Genomic DNA, 20624 nt, shown 5'->3' on the forward strand with positions numbered 1-20624 from the left:
TTCCCGCGGCGGACGCTTCCTTTGAAGCGATCCTGGCGATCTATGGCCTGCGGTGGCGCATCGAGGTGATCTTCAAAAGCTGGAAGAGCCATCTGGATTTCGCCACCGTCCACCGCTTGTGCGCGACACAGTTGAGGATCCTGTTGACGGCAAAACTGATGCTGTCGGCAGCATGGGCGCACCACCTTTACGGGCCGTGTGTGAGGCGCGTGCGCGAAAGCCGGGGGCGTGAATTGAGCTTGTTGAAATTCATCCGCTATCTGGCGCACCATCCCCGAATGGCAGGGCCGCTTGCCGCCATGCTGGCAGGTGACCCGGAGCATGAGCACCGGACGCTGCGAGCCCTGGTCAAATACTGCTGCTACGACAAAAGGAAACGGGCGAACTTCAATCAAACCTGGAACTCCGGAGCCTTAACCTGACGCGCATGCCCTTTGGGGCTTTAGAGGTAGAGCGCTCTTACTTCTGCGCACGGGCTTGAGTGGACATGCGGCCTTACTTCGGGGCTGGTTCGTAGATGCGGTCGAAGATGCCGCCGTCGGCGAAGTGGGTGGCTTGGGCTTTTTCCCAACCGCCGAAGTGGTCGATGGTGACGAGTTCGATCTTCGGGAAGGTGGAGGAATACTTTGCGAGCGCTTGGGGATCGCGGGGACGGTAGAAGTGTTTGCCAGCGAGGTCTTGGCCTTCAGGGGTGTAGAGGAAGTCGAGGTAGGCCTTGGCGGCGGCGGTGGTGCCGCGTTTCTCCGCGGTCTTCTCGACGACGGCGACGGGAGGCTCGGCGAGGATGCTGATGGAGGGATAGACGATCTCCGTCTGGCCGGGGAATTCCTTGGCGATGAGATGGGCTTCATTCTCCCATGAGATCAGGACGTCGCCGATGTTCCGCTGGGCGAAGGTGGTGGTGGAGCCGCGCGCGCCGGAGTCGAGGACGGGGACGTTCTTGTAGAGCTTGGCGATGAAGTCCTGGGCGGCGGCTTGGTCGTTGCCGTTGTTTTTCTCGGCCCATGCCCAGCCGGCGAGGTAGGCCCAGCGTGGTGCACCGCCGGTCTTGGGATTCGGCGTGATGACCTGGGTGCCTTCCTTCACGAGGTCGCCCCAGTCCTTGATGTCCTTCGGGTTCCCCTTGCGGACGACGAAGACGATGGTGGAGGTGTAGGGCGAGCTGTTGTTAGGGAACTTCGCCTGCCAGTCGGAAGAGAGCAGGCCCCTTTCCTTCGAGATCATGTCGATGTCCAAGGACAGGGCGAGGGTGACGACGTCGGCGGGTTGGCCATCGATGACGGCGCGGGCTTGCTTGCCGGAGCCGCCGTGCGATTGCGTGACGGTGATCTTGCCCTTGCCTTCGGCTTCCCACTTCTTGGCGAAGGCGGCGTTGAACTCCTCGTAGAACTCGCGGGTGGGATCGTAGGAGACGTTCTGGAGTTCGAGGGTGGTCCCGGTGTTGGCTTCCTTCGGCTTGCAAGCGGAGAGGGTCAGCGCAGCGATGAAGGCGGCCGGGAGGATAAGGTGTGTTTTCATTTTCAAAGGTGATGGGTGGACCGGGATTGCGGCTTATTGGCTGATCTCTTCTTCTGCCTCCTCTTCGTCATCTTCTTCGTCTTCATCCTCACCACCGCCGTAGCCGATGAGTTCGACGGAGATCTCGGAGTCGGGCTGGATGAGCTCGGGCTCTGCTTCCTCTTCCTTGGTCGCTGCGGTGTTGCTGGCTGCGTCTTCCGCGGTGGAGGAGACGGTATTGGCAGTGGTCGTCACGGTGGTGACGCTCGGGGCGGATGGTGCGGCCGGGGTGCCGGCGCTGCTGCCGGTGACGGCGATGTTGCCGGCGTTCAGCACTTGGTTCGCAGCGATGTTGAGATTGCCGGAGACGCGGATGCCGGCGTCGCCCGCATCGACGGTGCCTTCGGGCGCGATGAGATCGACGTTGCCGGGCGGCACGCCCTTCACGGTGGCGAGCACACCGATGCCGCCGCCGGTGGCGAGGCCGGAGAGGTCGGTTTCCACCGCGGCGCTCTGGGGATCGATGAGCACGCGGGTGGGCGGGGCGGCTTGGACGGTCTTCGAGGATGAGCCGGCGGCGATGTCGCCCTTGGTGGACCAGATGATCTCGTTGCCGCCGCGGAGCGTGAAGATGCGGCCGATGCCGATGTTGATGTCGTTGTTGGCGAAGATCGAGATATTGCCGCCGCTCTCCGTGATGATGCCCGGAGGCGAGAGCGGATTGCCGAGGATGGTGCTGGCAAGTTGAAGCCCGCCGCCGGGGGCGAGGATGGCGATGTCACCGCCATTGGTGGTGCGGATGTCGCGGGCGCGGGTGAGGATGTCGCCATCCCAGACCGGCTCGGTGCCGAAGAGCACCTTGATGGCGTCGAGCGCGCTGTCGTAGTTGCCATTGATGGCGTAGTTCCGGCCCGCGTCGCGGAGCAGGCGGAAGAAGACTTCGAGGGCGAGGCGGGCTTGTTCTTCCTCGGGTTGATCGGCGAAGACGATGCCGGGCGCGATTTCCTTCAGGTATTTCTCACCCTCCGGCGTGAGCACGTAGGCGTCGATGAACTCCGGGATGTTCAGGTTGCTGGCCGAGAGTCCGGCAGAAGCGCCGATGCCAGCGCCGACCACGAGATCCGCGCCATCGAAGGGCAGGTAGGGGTTGCGGGTATTTCCGATGCTGTTGATGCCGGTGCCGGTGCCATCGGGATTGTTCGGGCCGGTGCCGAGGTCGAGGTCGCGACCGGCGAGGACCTGAAGCGAGCCGGGGCCGCTGATCTGGATGTCGCCCGCTTGCGGCGCGCTGTCATCGTTGATCGCATTCGCCCTTTGTTGCGAAGCGACACGGAGCAGGCTGGAGGAGTCGTAGGGCGAGAGATCGCGGCCGGAGGCGACGATGCTGGCATCCGAGGCACGGAGGTTTTGAATGTAGAGAGCGATGTCCGCGATATCGCGGCCGGCGATCACGCGGGTCTCCTTCGGGGAGAACAGGGTGAGGCCGGAGATGTCGCCGCTGCCCGCGTAGATGCGGGTGGGCTCCTCGTCATCGCGATGGAGCAGACCGGCGGCATGCAGCGCCTGCTTGGTCTGCAGCACGGTGTTCTGGCCGATGGTGCCGCCGGATTCCGCGAAGAGGCGGTTCACGAAATCGAGGAAAAGCAGACCACCGGTGGATGCTGCGCTATTCGAGGTCCCGGCGAGGACTTGGTAGGCGAAGGGCGTGGCGATGCCGGGGATGGCTGCGGGATCGGCATCGGAGAGGTTGATCAGGGAGCGGCCCCACATGGTGGTGGTTACGCCCTTGAGATTGACGACGCCGTTCGGCTGGAGGGCATTGATCGAACCCGAGGCGAGCAGTTCGAGCGAGCCCTTCGCGGCGGGCGACAGGTTGAAGCTGCCGACAAGCGCGATATCCCCGCTGAAGGAGGTGGCCTCCAGCGAGCCAGGCCGCAGCGTGAACATCGTTTCGAAGGGCGCGATCGCCGTCTCGTTCAAGCGCAGCCACGGCTTCGCATCCGAGGCGGAGAGCGTGGGAGCGTAGAGGAGTTTGTTAGAGTACCAGCTCTGGAGCAGAGGCACCGCTTCGGCCTCAGTTTGACCGGGCATGGTGGCGGCGTTGCGCAGGGTGACATCGCCCCCGAGCGAACTGACGTTCACGTAGGAGTCCTGCGCGTAAGTCGAGAAGTAGCTCTTGTGCCAGAAGCTGTTGAGCAGTCCCCCGGGAAGAAGGAACGGATTCGAGACCGGGCCCAAAAGCACGTCGCCCCGCGCGCTGATGTCGAAGCCGCCCTTGCCAAGGAAGAGCGTCGTCGGGAGCTGGGTATAGGTCGTGCCTTGACCCACATTGATGTTGCTCTGGGCGAGGACCGAACGGGTGGCATTGGTGTGGATGCTGCCGCCCGCATCGAGCGAGCCGTGGCCGCGCTCGACGTAGTAGACGCCGGCATCGATGTCGTTGCCTGCTTGGACGAGCAAGTCGCCGCCGCCGAGTTCAAGCAGCTTGGAAGAATCGGGTCGGACGCGGGTCGTCTGGGTGGAGTCGGTGTAGCCGGGCATGCGGGCATTGGTCGGGACGACCGCGTCCACATTGCTGATGTTATTGCCGGCGGTCATCGTGACATCCCCGCCACCGAGGGCTCCGACGCCTTGGAAGAAGTTGCTAAAGTCGATCCACCAGGTGGTGGATGCGGATTCGCCGTGGCGGTTGATGCCGAAGGTGCCGGTGGCCGGATCGACATAGCCGCGGCGGTAGAGCCAGTTCGACGGCATCTGGAACTGTGAATCGGCGACGAGGTTGCCGTTCGTGAGCGTGAGACGCTCGATGTTGTTGCCCGCATGGATGCGAACATCGCCCCCGGCCATGCTGTAAAGCGCGGCATAGGTCTGCTGTGCATTGCCCAAGGACGAGGGCAGACCGGTGAGGCTCAAGCTAGGAAGTCGGAAGGTGCCGCCCATGGTGGGGTCCGAGACGCGGGTGCCGGCGGTGTAGATGGTGGCGAATTGATTGAGGAACTGGACGTTCGCCGCGGCATTGATCTCGATATCGCCACTGCCGGTGCGGATGGTCTGGAAGCGATTGGTGATCGCGGAGAGCGTGGTGGCGGTAATGCCGGTAGAGCTCGCGATGTTGGTTCCGGTTTTGCCGAGTTTCAGCGAGCCGGTGCTGGTCCTGATGGTGTCGGCGAAGTCGGCGCCGGAGAGATCGGCGCCGGCGGTGAGGCGATAGGACCAGGATTGGGCGTTCGCCGGCAGGGCGGCATTGTAGTTCGCGAGACGGGCGGTCCAGAGCCATGAAGGATCGGAGTTCGCGAGAGTGGGCGTGAAGCCGTCGCTGAGCGCGTTGAAGAGCACGAGGTCTCCCGCAGCGCGCATGGTAAGGACACCCGCGGCACCTTTGGCTCCGAAGCGGAAGCCGGAGAGATCCCAATCGGCGCTCTGGTTAGAGGTAGAGGAACCGAGCGTGAGGTTGCCGGTGCGGTTGATGATCTCCGCGCCGGGGGCGAGAACGAGGATCGACTCGAGGCCGGGATTGTTCGCGAGCAGTCGCTGGGTGATGGCTGCGGAATTCGCGCTCGCAGTGCCATTCACGCCGAAGAAGGCGGCGGCGTCGCTGCGGATCTGATTCTGCACCGCGGTGGTGATGTTGCCTCCGCTGGAGGTGAGATCGTAGAGGCGGTAGCCTTCGACGATGACGCTGGAGGCATCGCGAATCGTGCCGTCGAGGGCGCTCACGCGGATGTCGTTTCCGAGCACGGAGGCACGGAGGTGGAGCTGGCCGCTGAACTGGCCCTGATAGGCGCTGCTGCCGGGGGTGAGGGCATCGCCCGCAACCTTCGAGGCGACCGAGAGATTGAGGATCGAGCCGGCCTGGATCGAGAGCGAGCCGTCGCCCACGACGCCATCGCGCTGGGCACCGGCTTCCAGGGTGATCTTGCCGCCCTTGCCTGAATTGCTGAAGACTTGGCCGGCGACGGTAAGCCGCGAGCCGGAAACCGTGGTAAGATCGCCATTCGCGGCGAGATGGATGGCGCCGCCGGTGCGGCCCGAGGCGTCGATGGTGCCGGTGACCGTGATGTCGCCGCGATCGGCGGAGAGGGTGAAGTCGTTGGCGCGGTGGATGCCATCGATCACGACGTCGCCGTTCCGCACGCGGATGGATTGGCTTTCCGTGAGCGATGCGGAAGCGAGCGAGGCGCTGAGGGCGGCGGTGGAGCCAAGTTCGGAAGCTTCGAGCGAGAAGCTGCCGTTCTTGCCTCCTGTGCCCCCGGACGCGCGGATGCTGCCGTTCGACGCGTAGGAGCCCTCCGGCACCGAGACGCCAAGCTTGCCGGCATCGCCACCACCGGGACGGGCGGAAACGTCGACGAGCGATCCGTCATTCAGGATCACATCGCCATGGAGCGAGGAGAGCAGGATCTCGCCGCCGCTGGTGAACTTCGTGACGTCGTGGAAGCGTTGTGAAGTGCCGGAGGCATCGAGGCGACCGTCCACGGTGAGATTCCCACTGGTGGCGGTGATGGAAAGAGAGCCGCTCGGAAGAACGATATCCGTGGCGACATTCACCGAGGAGCCGCTCAGGGAGAGCGTGGAGCCCAAACCACCGGAAAGGACTTGGCCCGAGCTGGCGGCGAGGAGATTGAGGGTGCCGCCTGCGGTGATGCTGCGCTTGGCTCCGGCTTCGCCGGTGATCACGGGTGCAATCGCGGTGAGCGAGCCTTGGGTGCTGAAGCCGCCGGTGCCCGAACCCGTGATGCCGCGGGAGGCATTGAGGACGGTGTTCGCATAGCCATTGATCGCGAGTTGGCCGGAGCCGAGGCGGATCGAGCCAGCCTGGAACTCGAGCGAGCCCGGAGCAAGAGTCCCGCTTGAGGCGGAAGCATTGGCGGTGTTCTGGAGGACCAGGTTGTTCGCGGTGATGCGTGCGGTGCCGCCGTTGGCATTGAAGCCACGAATCTCCCCGGCACTGAGGGCCAAGGTGCCGAGGTTGCTGTTTCCGAATCCGCCGGTGCCGTAGATGTCGATGGACGAGTAGCTGAGGAAGGAAAGCGAGGATGCCGCGGCGAAGTCATCCAGCGTGCTGCGGGTGAGCACGGTGCCGGCATTCGTAGGCAGGGCACCTGCATTGTCCAGGGCGATGCTGATACGACCGCTGCCAAAGGTGTAGGCATCCGCAAGCAGGTTCGCGGCGGGGTCCAGCGAGAGCGTGGAGGTTGAGTCGAGGATAAGCCCCTTGCCCGCGAGCGTGGCTCCCGCGCCGATGCTGAGCAGGGGCGAACCCGCGCCGCTGGCACCGGTGCGGATCGTGGTGGCGTTCACATTTGCCGCGACGCGGAGGAGAGCCCCATTGCCGGAGAGACGCAGGGTGTCGGCGTTCGCAAGCGTGCCGGTGGCGCGGATCTCCGCACCTTCCGCGATGGTGAGGCCGTTTCGCGCAACCAGCACAAGATCGCTGGCGGTGAGCGGCGAGCCTTCGTTGTCCACCGTGATGTTACCGCTGCGGACATCGACGGTGATGCCGTCCGCAGTGCTGGTGCGGCGACCGCCGATGAGCAGGCTCTCCGCGCCGAAGGCATTGAGTGCGGCGGCATCCAGCGTGATGGCTCCGGCAGGAGCGGTGACTCCGGCGGAAGCGATGAAGGTATCGAGCGGGGTGCTGATATCGATGGACGAACCGCGGCCGCCCGAGATCGAGTTCGATGCGACTTCGCCGAGTAGCTCCATGGCCTGCGTGGCTTGGAAGACCAGATGGCCGGAGTCCGTGGGCAGGCGGGGGACGGTGGTGTTCGCGGATTCGGCGGCCTTCTTGAGGAAGACGTTGGCGAGGAAATCCTGATACTCGGCGCGCTTGCGGACGACCGATGAGGAAGCCAACTCGAAACGGGTCGCGAGGGTGGGTAGCGTGCGCTCGCTGTTCAGGCCATTGAAGCGGAAGCCGGAGACCACGCTGGAGCGATCCGGCATCTCGACCGTGCCGAGACCGCTGTCGCCGCCGGCAGCGGAAACGAGCACCGCGCCCGGAAGCAGGGCATAACGCGCGGGAAGGAGGGTGTAGTAGCCCTCGGCCAGGGTCTTACTACCCGCGACGTAGATACGATCGCCGACTTGAAGCGAGCTGTTGGTATAACCATCGCCCGCGCCGCCAATCAGGTTGGAGGCCGAGTCGGAGGGATTGAATTGCGAGACCGGAGCGAAGTCCGCTTGGTAGCCGGGAATGATCGCGAAGCTAGTGGTGGAAGCGAGAATATCGCTCGGGCCGCCGAGAGCGGGGACCCAGCGGTAGGCGTAGAGATCCCCGCCGCCCCGGAGGTCCACGGTGGAGCCATCCTCCGTGGTCACACTCTGGCCTGCGATGACGATGCTCTTCTCCGGCACTCCACCGGTGGTGACGTCCACGCCGTGCGGGTCGATCCAGTTCTCGCCATCGGTGCTGATGCCGTAGGGGATCACGATGCCCTTGCCGGTGAGCGGATCGACCGCGGAGACGGAAGTGACGCTGCCGGCACCCAAGGTGACCTGCGAGGTTACCGGCATCGGTCGCGAATTCCCCGCGATGATGTCCACAGGAGCGGTGCCAGTGCCGTCCCAGCCGAGATTGATGGTGCCGAAGGGGGCTCGCAGGGTGCCGCGTTGCTCGATGTGGGAGGCATAGATGCCAAGCGTGCCGCCTGCGGAGAGCGGGAGCTGACGGCGACCGGATTGCTCGATGGTGATGCTACCTGCGGTTTGCCCGTGATCGTAAGCGATGAAGGAGAGGCTGGAAGCGGTGAGCGGATAGACCTGGCCCGCGCGCAAGGTGAGATCCCCTGCCATGTGGAAGGTGCCGCTGCCGCGGATGTCGCCATTGACGGCGGAGAGCGTGGCATTGCCGATATTCTGCAGCGAGAGGCTGCCGATATCGATGACCTTGGCGGTGACATTCAGGCTACCGCTGCCATAGGTGGGAGAGAAGCTGGCGTTCCCGAAGGGGCTCGTGACTTCCGAAGGCAGGGAGGGCGGCTGGAAGGCCTTGCCCAAGGCGACATGCGAGGCGGTAAGATTCACCTGCGAGTTCGCATAAAGGAAACCATCGGTCGCGACGCGGAGGGAGCCGCGGGCATTCACATCGACCGCGCCGTCGAAGGACACGACACCGCCGAGGGTGAGATTGTCGAAGCCGCCTTGGTTAAAGGAATCGATCGAGAAGTGACCGGCATTGCCCAAGGCGGCACCGATGGCAGCATTCCCGCCGATGACCGCTCCCGACTGCTGCACGGTCAGATTCACCGAAGAAGCCGGGGGAATGACACCAGGCGGATCGAAGCGGCCCGAGGAAACGGTGAGCGAGCCGCCGGTTGCGGTGGAGCCACCGGCATTCGCGAGGAGCGTGGCATCCGAGAACAGCATCTGGCCCCCGCGCAGGGTGATGCTGCCGCCATTGCTGTGGACCTCGACCGGCACGGTGGCGAGGCGATTGATGGGGCGATTGATGCCGCTACCCACCGGCACGTTGGCGCGGCGCGAAGGATTCGCGAGGGCGGGATTCACATCGAGGATGCCGCTGGTCCCGGAGACATCGAGAACGGCACCGCCTGAGGCGGCGATATTGCCACCCAGCGTGATATTGCCGCCATTGAGCACTTGGCCGACCCGGCGGCCGTAAGCATCCGGTAGGAGCACCGTGGTACCTGCCGCGGAGAGCAGGGCATTCGAGCCGATGAAGGTGGTGGCGCGGGCCTGCGTGATATCGTTGAAGACGAGGGCGGTGGAGCTGCCCCCTGCGACATTGATGGAACCACCGGGCGTGATGATGGACCCGAGAACCGAAACGGTATTGCCGGTGACGGAAACGGAGCCGCCGGGATCGGTGCGGAGTATGGAACCTTCACCCACCACGACATCGCCACGGACGAAGAGGGAACTGGAGAAGTCGCGAACGCCGGGGGCGGAAAGATTCAGGCTGACCGGCTGACGCAGGCCGACAACATCCTCGATGATCTCCAAGGAGAGCGGTCCGCCGCCCCCCGGATTGACGCGATAGCTCTGGACGACCGGTGCGACCTCCGTGCCTTCCGTGACGAGTACGGCGGGCGCCGTACCTCCACCGAGACCGCTGATATTGAAAGTGCCGAAGCCGCCCTGATTGAAGAACTCCGGGGATAGCAGGAGAGTCGAGGGATCGGTATTGATTCCGCCGATCTGGACGTGCTGTGCCTGAAGCGAAAGCGTGCCGCCGCGGGCTCCGGAGTAGCCGCGTAGGGTGGAGCCGAGATTGAGCGTGCCACCGAGGACCGGCGCGACGGCGGGATCCTGACCGGCCCTGATGCTGATGCTGCCGGCATTGCCAAAGTGGCTGCTATTCCCGGCGGTCATGAGGTAGCCGCCCGAGACATCGATCACGCTGCCCGCTTGGAGATCGGCATTGTAGGCGGCCACGGAGACGCTGCCGCCACGGAGCTGGAGCGGCGATGGATTGCCGGCTGCGAGGGACTGGCGGTCATCCGTCACGAGACCGGCGACATTCAACGTGGCATTTGCGCCCAGCGTGAAATTGCCTTGGCCCGGCACGGGATTCGGCACGGGAGAGTCCGAATTGAGGAACTGTGCGTCGTAAGGAGAGATGTTGTGAGCCGAGAAGGAAAGGGTGCCGCCGGGTGCAATGATGTCGCCCTGGATGTCGATGTTAGCAGCCTTCAGGGTGAGACTGCCGCCGACCTGACGCTGGAGCGTGATATCTTCCGGAAGCAGGATGTTGCCCTCGGCATTCTCGACCGTGAGATTGCCGAAACCATGGGTGGAGAAGAGATCCGGCGAGAGGTAGACGGTCTCGCGGCGGCTCTCGGCAAGGGCGAAGGGAGCACCGCTTGCATCGGTGGCGAAGTCGGCGACATCTTCCTGATCGGCGTTGCCGAAAATCACATCCGGCTGTTCGGGATGCCAAGTGAGGATCGAGCCGGCCGAGAGAAGCTGGGCTTGGAAGCGGAGCGCGAGCGATGCCGCGGCGGGCAAGTTGCTGCCGGTGCTGCCGGAGCGGACCTGATTCGTACCCTGCACGGTGTTCCCGACGAGATTGCCATCGAGCGCGATGGATGGCGCGCTGATACTGAGGCCCCCGGCATTCGCACCCTGCGTGTAGCCCTGCTGGTAGCGCTGGCCATTTGGGGCGAGGGCCTGGTGGAAGCCTTCCACGACTCCCCACTTCGAGTGGACGATATTCGAAGTGCCGGTGTAGATGCCGCTGTAGACCTGATCCGGAGTGGCATTCGCGATATCGATCAACTGGCCATTGCTGATGACCTGGGTGGTGCGGACCACGGCACCGGTGAAGTCGGTCCAGCCGCCGGAGACATCGATGGTGGAGCCATCCCGGATGACCACGGATCCCCCCGCGGAGATATCGAGGGATCCGCCCGCGGTGGTGAGCTGCGAGACATCGCGCTCGATGAGATTCACGAAGCCGCTCACATCGGCCAGCGGGGTGCCGACCCAGTCGCGCCCGTTGTAGGTGCCGGTCTGGGTGATATCGACGGTGATGGTGTCGCCGCGAAGCTCGCCATCCTGCTGGAGCGGGGCCACGGCCAACTCCGAGCCGCGTAGTACTAGCGTGAGGTAGTTCTGGAGAACGGAGGCGGAAGCACCCGCGGTGCCTGCGAGATTCACCACCGCGCCGCGGTCGATGTAGACCTGCCCGCCATCGGCGATGAAGGTGGAGTAGGGAGTGGAGGAAAGCCCGACCCAGCGGCCGGCCTTCATGCTCACGCGGGCGTTCGGCGCGAGGATCTCCGAGCCTTCATCAAGATGGATGGTTTGTCCTTGGAGATTAATCTGGGAACGCAGGGCGAGCTCGCTGCCGACCGCGCGGTCGGTATCGGCCCATTGCGGCAGGATGCGGGTGACGCTATCCTCGCCGAGAGTGACGCTGCCCGAGGAGGTAAAGAGGAAGGGCGTTCCTTGGGTGCCGTTCGTGTTGTAGTTCGCATTCGCCACCGCGCCGTAGTTGGCGAGCAGGTCGATCCGCCCGTTCAGGGCGACCGAGGTGGAACTCTCGATGAAGCCGAGCTGCTGGACGCTCTTCCCGGTGATGGTGACATTGGCACGAGCAGCTTCGATCAAACCGCTGTTCGTGGCCGTGCCGGCGTAGGGATCCAAGGCCGAGGCAGGATCGACGACAGCACCGACATAGGTATCGAGTCCACGCAGGCTGGGGTCCGAGGCGAGGTGAGCGGCGACTCCGACTTGGAGGCCCGCCGCGAGGATCGTCTGGCCTGCCGGTGTGGAGATGGTGCCGGCATTGTGGACATTCGCACCGACCAGCATGACGCGGCCGCCATTGCCATCGGCACTGACGGGGCTGTTGATGATGGCGCCCGCCTGCACGGTGACATCGCCGATGCGGCCCTGGCCGAGACCATCGAAGAGGAACTCGCGGTTCGGGTTGTTGAGGAGGCCGTTCGCAACGAGGGTTTCATTGATCGGCAGTGCGGAGGCCGTGAGCGAATTGACATTCACCTGGCTGCTGCCGCCGAAGATGATGCCGTTGCGGTTGATGATGTAGACCTGGCCCTCCGCCTTGATCGAGCCGAGGATTTGGGTCGGGTTGCCGGTGGGATCATTGACCCTGTTGAAGGCGATCCAATTGCTGGCATTCGAGCCGCCCGCGGTCTGGTCGAAGTGAACGGTGGTGTTCCGTCCGACATTGAAGGTCTCCCAATTCAGCAGCGCCTGCTGGGCAGTCTGGCGGATGGTGACATTGGTCTGGGTGCCATTGGTGGTTTGGCCGGGGAGCTCGGCTCCCTGCCACCACTGTGGGTCTGTGCCCACGCGGGGATCGAGCTGGAGACCGCCGCTGCCGAGACCGTCCGGAACATTGGGCAGGGGCTGGCCGGTGACCGGGTGACTGCCGAGATTGTTCGATCCGCCGTTGAGCGCATTCGCACGGGCTGCCGCTTGCATGGCCCTCACCGCATTAAGCGCCTGTGTGGTGCGTGCCAGCGAGTCCTGCGCATTGACGCGGGCCTGATTGGTGGTGGCGGGAGGCGCGCCGCCGGCGGGTGATCCATTCGCGGCAGGCGGCGCGGAGCCACCGCTGCCACCACCGCCACGCAGGATATCCGCATGCCCCGGGGTGAACACGACCGCCATGCCCAAGGACATGCGGAAGGCGGTGCGGAGAAGGGAGTCTCTGGCGGCGGTGTCGAGGCGCATGGCGGTAGGATGTTAGGGCTTGGTGCTGCCGATGATCTTCGCGAGCTCGATTTCGTTGATGGCGAGCGGATTGGTCTTCAGCAATCGGGCGAGGTATTCCTGGCGGTTGAGGCGGGCGCGTTCGGCGCGGAGCTGGATCGCGAGCTGGTCCTTGACCTCATCAAGGGTGGGCGTGCGGGCTTCCTTCGCTTCGAGCACCTTGAGGATGTGCCAGCCATCATCGAGTTTCACGGGCTCGGTGATGGCACCGGCGGCGAGCTTGGGAAGGCGATCGCGGATCTCCGGTTGGATCTGGGCTTCGGCCAGCCAGCCGATCTCACCGCCGCGATCCTTGCTGGCGGCCTCCTCGCTCTCGGCCTTCGCGATGGCGGAGAAGTCGGAGCTCTTTTCCTTCAGCTTCTTGGCGACGGCGTCGATCTTGGCCTTGGCTTTGTCCGCGGTGGCCTTGTCGGCATCCTTCGGTGCGGCCACGAAGACCTGTGCGAGGTGGTAGGACTTTGGCACCAGAAGCGAAGCCTTCGCGGCTTGATAGGCTGCTTCGAGATCGGCTTGGGCGGGGAAGTCCGCAGGAACCTTCGAGACGGATTCAAGGTAGCTCTCGGTCAGGGCGGATTCGCGGGCGCGAACGAGCTTCGCGACTACCTCGGGTTCCTGGTCCCACTTCTTGGCAAGAGCTTCCTGGAGAACGAGACGCTGGATAAGGAGGGCGCGGACGTATTGGCCGAGCGCGGCGGGATCCTTGGCCAGCTCGGTATCCTGACCGGCTTCAAGTCCGGCGAGGGCCTCCCGGATCTCCTCGGTCTTGATCTCAAGATCGCCGATCTTCCCTAGGGTGGAGGAGTCGGCGTGGACCGCGGTGATCGCGGCGATGAAAGCGATGATGGTGGACTTCATAAGGTTCAGGGTTTGGTGCTTGGGGCGCTGAGACGATGGTCGATGATCTTGTCGCGATAGCCGTCGACGAGGTTCTCGACCTTGACGCGGGCGTTGCCGATGAAGGGCTCCTTGGCGGCAAGCGACTTGCCGAGGGCATAGTCCCGGTAGCGGTCGAGGATCTCGTTCGAGAGGGAGAAAAGGGCGAGGTTCTTGCGCTCGCGATCGGAGACGGTGCGCTTGAGGGCGGCCACCTCGCTGCCGAGCTTCGCGCTCTCGGCATCCTTGGTCCGGGCGATCCCGGCGACGCTTTCGTAGCCGACCTTCCATTTGTCGATGGCGGCGATGTACTCGGCGAGTCGCTTGTCGCGATCAGCGAGCTTGTTGCTCAAGGTCGCGATGGTCTTCTCGCTGTCGGTCTTGTCCGCGTTGGCTTGCTTCGCGAGGGAGTCGTTCCGCTTCTCGAGATCGGTGACCTTGGTTTCGAGAGCACTGGCCTTCTGCTCGGCGGCGATGGCGGCGGCTTGGGCCGTGGCGGTTTCGCCTTGGGCGGTGCGGAGCTGGAGCGTCAGGTTCTTGAGCGCTTCGCGGAGACGGGCGCTGTCATCCTCCTGGGCCTGCGTCGAGGCGGGCAGAAGCAGGAGCAAGACTGCGGGAATGATGCGGTTCATGGCCTTTAGAATTTCGCGTTGATGTCGAACTGCAGGGTGTCCGTGCTGAGCGGCGGGCCGGTGACTTCATCGGAGGTCATCCACTTGAGTCCCACGCGGACGCTGGGGGAGACGGCGAGCGCGCCGCCGAGGGTGAAGCCCTGCAGGTTGGTGCCGCCGCCGCCGAAGTCGGAATCGGTGAAGCCATCCACCACCGCATCGGACTCGACGTAGCGGTAGCCGATGCCCGCGATCCAATCGCCCTTCTTGTCCATGGCGGTGCGGCCGAAGAGGAAGTTCATGTTCCAGGCAGTGTCACCGCCGTCGAAGGTGCCGGTCCCGGCGCCCACGCGGTTGTTCACCGCCTTCGCGCCGATCTCGCCGGCATCGAAGGCGAGGTTCTTCATGTATTCGCCCGCAAGGGTGAAGTTGACCGGATCGTAGGCGGCGTAATCGAGGCGGCCGGTGGCGGCGAGCACTTGGAAGGGGGTCGCGAGGCCGTAGTATTGGTACTGGTACTTCGTGCCGAAGTCGTTCGCCGCGGTCGGGATGATGTTGCGCAGCGCCATGTAAGTATTGCCGCGCTGGGCGAAGGAGGGGCGGGTCGCGTCCGTGCTGCCGGCATCGTTCGGATTCAGCGGGACGAAGGGGGTGGAGAGTTCGCCCTCGATGTTACTGAAGTCGTAGTAGGCGGTGGCAAACTTGGCGGTCAGGTCCTTGTTGATCTTCCACTCGATGCCTGCCTGAGCGCCGTAGAGCCACTTATCTTGGCTCTCGAACTTCGAGGGCTGGTTCGTGGCGAAGTTGAAGTCGGTGTTGTAGACCGGGAAGAGGCCGCCTGCCCCGAAGAGGGTGACCTTCTCATTCACCTTGAAGCGACCGCGGGCAGCGATGCCGTCGAAGCCGAGGTCGTCGTCCCACATCACCTCGCTGGAGAAGAAGGGATTGTCGAAGCGGCCCACGACGACGGAGAGCTCGTTGTCCTCGCCCTCGATCATGTCGTAGGCGAGGAAGGCGCGGTCGAGCCAGAGCGAGTACTTCGAGAAGTTGCCGCCGGAGCCGCCGAGCGACTGGTTCGGGGAGACGGGAGAGTTGCTATCGCCGGTGGCGATGCGCAGGCCGCCGGTGAAGCCTTCGCCGAGCATGATGTCCGCACCGAAGCGGGCGCGCAGGCGGGCGCGGTTGCGGTCTTGGTCGACGTTGTATTGCGGCGAGAAGAGTGTGCCCGCGGTGTCGAAGGGAGCGCCGGTGTTAATCGCGTTGAAGTTCGGGAATGAGCCGGTGTTGTCGTTGCCGTCGCCAAAGAAGATGCCTTCGTAGCGTCCGCGGAAATCGCCGAAGAAGCGAAAGTTCTCGCCCTCATGGGTGATGGTGTAGTCGCCGGACTTGCCGTCGTTGCTGCGGGATTCCGCGAGAAGCTCCTGTTTGATTTCGTCGCGGATGCTGTTCCGCACGGTTTGCGGCACGTAGTTCACGCTGACTTCATCCTCCGTGCGCGGCGGAGCTGGTGTCGCTGCTTGGGCGCGGGCTGTCTGCGCCTCGGCCTCGGCTTGTTCGATCAGAGCGAGTCCTTCCTCCTGGGTGAGCTGGCCTTTCTTCACCAGCAGAGCCACGAGATTCACCGCCATGTTCTGCGATGGAGTTGCGGCCTGTTGCGGTTGGGGCGGAGGCTCGGGCTGGGGCACGCCCAGCGCGGGATCGAGCATTTCCTCGAGAGTGGGCGGCTGGTCAGGGGCGGCCAGCGGGGCGAGATCGGGAGATTCCTGCGCGGCCGCCAGCGCGGTGCCGGCGAGGAGCAAGGTAAGGGAGCGATGGGCGTGCATGGTGTGCATGGCTTCTTCAGGAGAGGTTTAGCGGGGGGAGCGGATGTTGATCTGGAGGCGCACCGGGAGGGGCATGTCGGCGGGAGCACTGCCGGGGATCTGGAGGTCCATCGCGGCGCGGCGGGCTTCCTCGATCAGCTCGGAGCTGGCGTTGCTGTTGATCAGTTTGGCGCGCACGGTGCGGCCGGTGCTGCGGTCCACCCAGACGAGCAGGGTGCCGCGGAGGCTGGCTTTGCGGAGCTTGGCGTTGGAGCGGAAGGCGGCGAGGACGGTGCCTTCGATGGACTTGCCATAGCTACGGAAGCGGGTGCCGGCAGGACCGCCACCACCGGGGCCACCCTTGCCGCCGCCATCGCCGGCGGTACCGAGTCCGAAAGAATTCGGCCCATCTCCGGTAAGTCCCGTACCAAGCGCGGGCGGCTCGGCGGGAGAGGGTGGCTCGGGCGACTCATCGACCACGGCTTCTTCCTCCACCATCTCCTCCTGCTGCTCCGGCTCCTGAGGTGGTTCGGGAGGCGGTGGCGGTGCCGGGGGGGGAGGAGGCGGAGGTGGTGGGATCGAGACCACGACCATCTCCTTCGCCTTTGGCTTCACCGGACCCGGCTTGTGATCGATCGTGAAGAAGGCGACCAGTCCGCCGATGAGAAGCGCCGCTACCGCGGCACCGATCACGCGGCGCTTGGTGCGACCTTCCGATTCGAAATCTTCCGCCTTCATGCTCGTCTTATTTCGCGGGGTGGGTGGCCAGGCCGATCTTGTCGATCTGCAGGCGGCCGAGGATGTCGAGCACGTTCATGATACCCTCGTATTGGGTCTGGCGGTCGCCGCGCACGACGACCGGCACGTCCGGGGTGGCGGCCTTGATCGCGCCCAGTTTGTTTTCGAGTTCGGCCAGCGTGACCGGGATGGTATTGAGCGCGATCTTGCCCTCGTTGTTGATGGTGATCGCCTGCATCTTGGGCGCGCCCAGATCCGCGGCGGCGCTTTTGCTGGCGCGCGGTAGATCCACCTTCATTCCCTGCACGCCGGCGGTGGTCATGATGATGAAGATCAGCAGCAGCACGAGGTAGAGGTCCACCATCGGCGTGACGTTGATATCGTCGTAGCTCTTGTCGTCGGCAGAGGCCATGGCGCTTACTCCTTCGGGGTGGTGTTGGCGGCGTAGGGCGATGCCTCACCGGCGGGTGGATAGAACTCGGCCATCTTGGCGACGAACTCATCGATGAAGACCTGCATGCCGCTGGTGGTCTCTTTGATCCGGCTATTCAGGTAGCTGTAGATGAAGAGTGCAGGGATCGCGACGATCAGGCCGGCGACCGTGGCGAGCAGCGCGCTGGCGATGCCGGGGGCGATCGAGTTCACATCCACCTCCCCGCTCTTCGCGATGATCGCGAAGGTGATCATCACGCCGACCACGGTGCCAAGCAGGCCGACGTAGGGGCCTCCTGCGATGCTGATGGTGAGGAAGACGAGGCCTTTGGTCAGACGGTGGGTCTCCTGCACGAGTCCGCCATCGAGCGCGGCGCGGATCGCTTGGATCGAACGACCGGACAAGCCCTTGGTCCGGTCCTTGTCGCGGGCGAGACGATGCCGGATCTCATCCGAGCCGATGTGGTAGATCTGATAGAGCGGCGACTTCTTGATCAGACTCTGAGCCCGCGCATCCGCAAGGCCGCCGAAGCTGCCGATGCTCGATTCATCCGAGTGGTCGATCGCGGTAAGGTCGGAGGACAGTTCTTTCCAGCGGCGCAGGAACTCGCGCGAAGCCTTCTGGATCGAGTTCAGGTAGTTGAACTTCTGGATCGCGACGGTCCAGCCGACCACGATCATGATGATGCAGACCCCGATGGCGATCCAACCGTCGAACATCATGTTCTTGGCGATATCACCGAAGAGCATCACGTGCTCCAAGGCTTGGCTGTGGCCGCCGCCGCCTTCGCCTCCTTCCACTTCACCGAGAGCGATGGTGCGCTGGGCGGCATCGGTGCTGCCTTGGCTCAGTGCGGCGAACTTCACCCAGGCGGCACTGCGCGGAGCCTTCGAGAGGTTGAGCTCGTCAATCTCGCCGACAAAGCGCGAGGCGCTGGCGAAGCCGCCGAGAACGATCGGTCCCGGCAGGGCGGGAAGTGTGGCGGAGAGCTGTGCGTAAGGCTCGCCATTCACGAAGAGTGAGAGCTTGTCCGCCTCGGCGCTCACCGCGAGGTGGGTCCATGTCGCGGCGGTCACCGGTTGCCCCGGGGAGCTCCGCAAGGCCCCGACTTCGATCAGCGGGATTCCCTGGTCGAGCACCAGCTTGAACGACTGCGCTCCTTCGCCACGGCTCAGGACGACCGCTCCCGATTGCAAGGCTGAGGGGCGGATCCATGCGGAGAGGGTGAAGCCGTTGTTCCACTCCAAGGATGAGGAGGCGGCGATGGTCACGGGATCTGCTCCGAGCAAACGTGCGCCGCTGCCGATGATGGCTCCCTCCGAGGCGGTGAGCGGTCCTGAAGCATTGTTGCCATTGGTCGTGGCATCAGCAGGGGCGCCGCCCTTGTCGGCAAAGTGATAGACCAGGGCCGAGTCATAGACATCGGCAGGCTTCAAAGCCGGAGCGGCAGCGGGATTCGCGGACCCGTAGTAGAGATGAAGCGAGGTCTTGGCATTTGCCGCGATGGTTGGCACCTCCACCCACACAAAGGCCTCGTTCACGATGCTGTCGTACTTCTCGATGTGATGGGGAAGCAGGGTGCCGTCCGAGCCGATGAAGCGCAGATCGCTGCCATCCGCGGCGGCCGAGCTGAATTGGAAATTGCCATCGTGCAAGCGGACCAGCACCGCGCTACCTTGGAGCGCGTCGCCGATGTTGGCCGCGTCCGAGCCGGTGTTGACAGTGAGTTCCTGACGCTGGGTCCAGTCCTTGTTCCACCAATCGGCGGCATGCAGCTGGGCGGCGAGAAGCAGTGTGAAGGCGAGTTGTCTCGTGATCATACGGGAGAGGTGTTAGAATTCCGCCCAGCCGCGGAAGGTGATGCGGATATCGCCGGACTCGGCTTCCGCTTGCGTGGTGAAGGGCATCGCCACGTCCAGCGAGCCATTGTAGTGTTGCCGGTAGCGGAAGCGGGTGCCTGCTCCGGCGCTCAAGAAGTTGTAGAAGGACTTCTGCGAGGGCAGGGCATCCAGCACCGTGACCGTGCCGCCGTCGATGAAGGCATGCACGCGCCACTCATCGGCTCGCTTGGCGGTGCTGCTTTTCTCCCCGGTGAAGGAAGGGCTGCGGTATTCGGCGGTGGCGAAGAGCCCGTTGTCACCGAGCGCGGTCGCCTCGAGGTAGCCGCGGGCATTGCCCAAGCCGCCGCCGGCAATCTGTTCGCTGTTTATCAGCGGCTGGCTGGAGACCTGGCCTTGGATCTTGCCGAAGAGTTGCGAGCCGTCGGTCAGATCGCGGGTGTGCGAGACATCCCCGCGCAGGAAAATGAAGCTACCATCCGCCTGGTAGCGCTTGGCATCGAATTCCGCCTGATCGCTGCCCATGCCGCGGAGGTGGAAGTTCAGCGAGAGATTCGCTTCGGTGAAGGAGTTCGGCTTGGTCCAGGAAGCACCGTAGTTGGCGCTGATCGGGTAGTAGGTGATCGGCGTCTTGCCGACCGTGTTGCCGATGCGCAGGTCCTGATCGAAGGACTTGTAGTCGATGCCGAGGCTGAGGGTCTGGTAGAATCCCTCCTTCGAGGGAAGATCGTAGAGGGCGCGCAGACCGATGGTCTCGCCGGGAGCCACCACGGCCGCGCCGCCGAGGGTGGAGATATCGCTATGCTGCTTGGTTCCCTGCAGCATGAGTGTCACGCTGTCCGAGACCCGGGCCATGTAGTAGCCGGAGTAGACCAGCGCATCGTCCGGGCGTTCGGGAGCGATCTGGAGGTTCCCCCCGATGGTATGCCCGAGTTGAAAGAGGTTCGAGTAGCTCAGCGCCGCATTCACACGCAGCGGCGTGGTATTCGCGTTGTAGCGGTTGTTCAGCTCCAGCGAGCCGTGGAGCGGCAGTTCATCTTCCACCTTCAGGTCGATATCGACCGTGCCCGGCAAGGCGCCGGGTGAGAGCGAAGGCGTCACTCGGCGATCAGCCTGGCGGTTCAGCGCCATGATCTCCTTCTTCACGGCATTGAAGTTCGGGACCTCGCCTTCGGCCAGGGACGGCACCTCGGACTTGATGCGGCTCGGCAGGAAGTAGCGGGAACCATTCACCCGGAGACGGGCCACCTTGCCTTCCGTGACCTCAAGACGGATCACTCCGCTCTTGGGATCCTGCACGGGAATGGACACGGAGACGGTCGCATAGCCTTTGTCACGGAAGGCCTTCTCGAGCGCGGCGCGCGCTTGATCGACATCGCCGGTCGTGCGGCCCGGACCGAGGAAGGGATAGACCGCCTCTTCAATTTCCAGCGGGGTGAGCTTGGTCGAGCCCTGCACGCGATACTCGCGGATGAAGTATAGGGGCGCTTCTTCAGCGGCGCCCACGGAGCCCGCCGCTAGTACGAACCAAAGCGCGGCCCTGCCCGCAACGGCGGTCAGGGTTTCGCGCATGTTCTTACGATGAATCTGGTATTTCACGAAGGTCGCCGGTTATCCGCCCCTTGCT

9 protein-coding genes and 1 pseudogene are annotated in these 20624 nt (G+C 64.2%); 1 reads left to right on the forward strand and 9 read right to left on the reverse strand.

Going from position 1 to position 20624, the window contains the following annotated elements:
* Positions 1 to 422, forward strand: a pseudogene (locus OJ996_RS00005) (hypothetical protein); the annotation flags it as partial.
* Between the two features lie 73 nt (positions 423 to 495).
* Here the strand turns inward: OJ996_RS00005 and OJ996_RS00010 are convergent.
* From OJ996_RS00010 to OJ996_RS00050, 9 genes are read right to left on the reverse strand one after another with little or no spacing between them, the layout of a single operon-like run.
* Positions 496 to 1518 (reverse strand): sulfate ABC transporter substrate-binding protein, encoded by a 1023-nt coding sequence (locus tag OJ996_RS00010; protein WP_319800678.1) that lies wholly within the window; start codon positions 1516 to 1518, stop codon positions 496 to 498.
* Positions 1519 to 1551: 33 nt separating this feature from the next.
* The gene (locus OJ996_RS00015) at positions 1552 to 12663 is read right to left on the reverse strand and encodes a filamentous hemagglutinin family protein (RefSeq protein WP_264509855.1); all 11112 of its coding nucleotides are present in this window, start codon (positions 12661 to 12663) and stop codon (positions 1552 to 1554) included.
* 12 nt (positions 12664 to 12675) lie between these two features.
* Positions 12676 to 13557 (reverse strand): peptidylprolyl isomerase, encoded by an 882-nt coding sequence (locus OJ996_RS00020; RefSeq protein WP_264509857.1) that lies wholly within the window; start codon positions 13555 to 13557, stop codon positions 12676 to 12678.
* Positions 13558 to 13562: 5 nt separating this feature from the next.
* Entirely contained in the window at positions 13563 to 14207 is a 645-nt protein-coding gene (locus OJ996_RS00025) for a hypothetical protein (protein ID WP_264509859.1), read from the reverse strand.
* A gap of 5 nt (positions 14208 to 14212) precedes the next feature.
* Positions 14213 to 16018, reverse strand: coding sequence for a putative porin (locus OJ996_RS00030; protein WP_264509861.1), 1806 nt, complete (start codon positions 16016 to 16018; stop codon positions 14213 to 14215).
* Between the two features lie 18 nt (positions 16019 to 16036).
* Entirely contained in the window at positions 16037 to 16726 is a 690-nt protein-coding gene (locus OJ996_RS00035; RefSeq protein ID WP_264509863.1) for a hypothetical protein, read from the reverse strand.
* 7 nt (positions 16727 to 16733) lie between these two features.
* Positions 16734 to 17138: an ExbD/TolR family protein gene (locus OJ996_RS00040; RefSeq protein WP_264509865.1), complete on the reverse strand. Its 405-nt coding sequence runs from the start codon at positions 17136 to 17138 to the stop codon at positions 16734 to 16736.
* A 5-nt stretch (positions 17139 to 17143) separates the two neighbouring features.
* Positions 17144 to 18979 carry a DUF2341 domain-containing protein gene (locus OJ996_RS00045; protein WP_264509867.1) on the reverse strand — a complete coding sequence of 612 codons (1836 nt, stop codon included), beginning with the start codon at positions 18977 to 18979 and terminating at the stop codon, positions 17144 to 17146.
* A gap of 12 nt (positions 18980 to 18991) precedes the next feature.
* Positions 18992 to 20596, reverse strand: a complete 1605-nt coding sequence (locus tag OJ996_RS00050) for a ShlB/FhaC/HecB family hemolysin secretion/activation protein (RefSeq protein ID WP_264509870.1) — start codon at positions 20594 to 20596, stop codon at positions 18992 to 18994.
* Positions 20597 to 20624 lie beyond the last annotated feature (28 nt).

Origin of the sequence: Luteolibacter rhizosphaerae (assembly GCF_025950095.1) — a bacterium.
Taxonomy (GTDB): domain Bacteria; phylum Verrucomicrobiota; class Verrucomicrobiia; order Verrucomicrobiales; family Akkermansiaceae; genus Haloferula; species Haloferula rhizosphaerae.

Coding starts and splice junctions, on each gene's coding strand:
- OJ996_RS00020 (WP_264509857.1), bottom strand. CDS start 13,557: ATGAAGTCCACCATCATCGCTTTCATCGCCGCGATCACCGCGGTCCAC.
- OJ996_RS00010 (WP_319800678.1), bottom strand. CDS start 1,518: ATGAAAACACACCTTATCCTCCCGGCCGCCTTCATCGCTGCGCTGACC.
- OJ996_RS00015 (WP_264509855.1), bottom strand. CDS start 12,663: ATGCGCCTCGACACCGCCGCCAGAGACTCCCTTCTCCGCACCGCCTTC.
- OJ996_RS00035 (WP_264509863.1), bottom strand. CDS start 16,726: ATGAAGGCGGAAGATTTCGAATCGGAAGGTCGCACCAAGCGCCGCGTG.
- OJ996_RS00025 (WP_264509859.1), bottom strand. CDS start 14,207: ATGAACCGCATCATTCCCGCAGTCTTGCTCCTGCTTCTGCCCGCCTCG.
- OJ996_RS00040 (WP_264509865.1), bottom strand. CDS start 17,138: ATGGCCTCTGCCGACGACAAGAGCTACGACGATATCAACGTCACGCCG.
- OJ996_RS00045 (WP_264509867.1), bottom strand. CDS start 18,979: ATGATCACGAGACAACTCGCCTTCACACTGCTTCTCGCCGCCCAGCTG.
- OJ996_RS00030 (WP_264509861.1), bottom strand. CDS start 16,018: ATGCACACCATGCACGCCCATCGCTCCCTTACCTTGCTCCTCGCCGGC.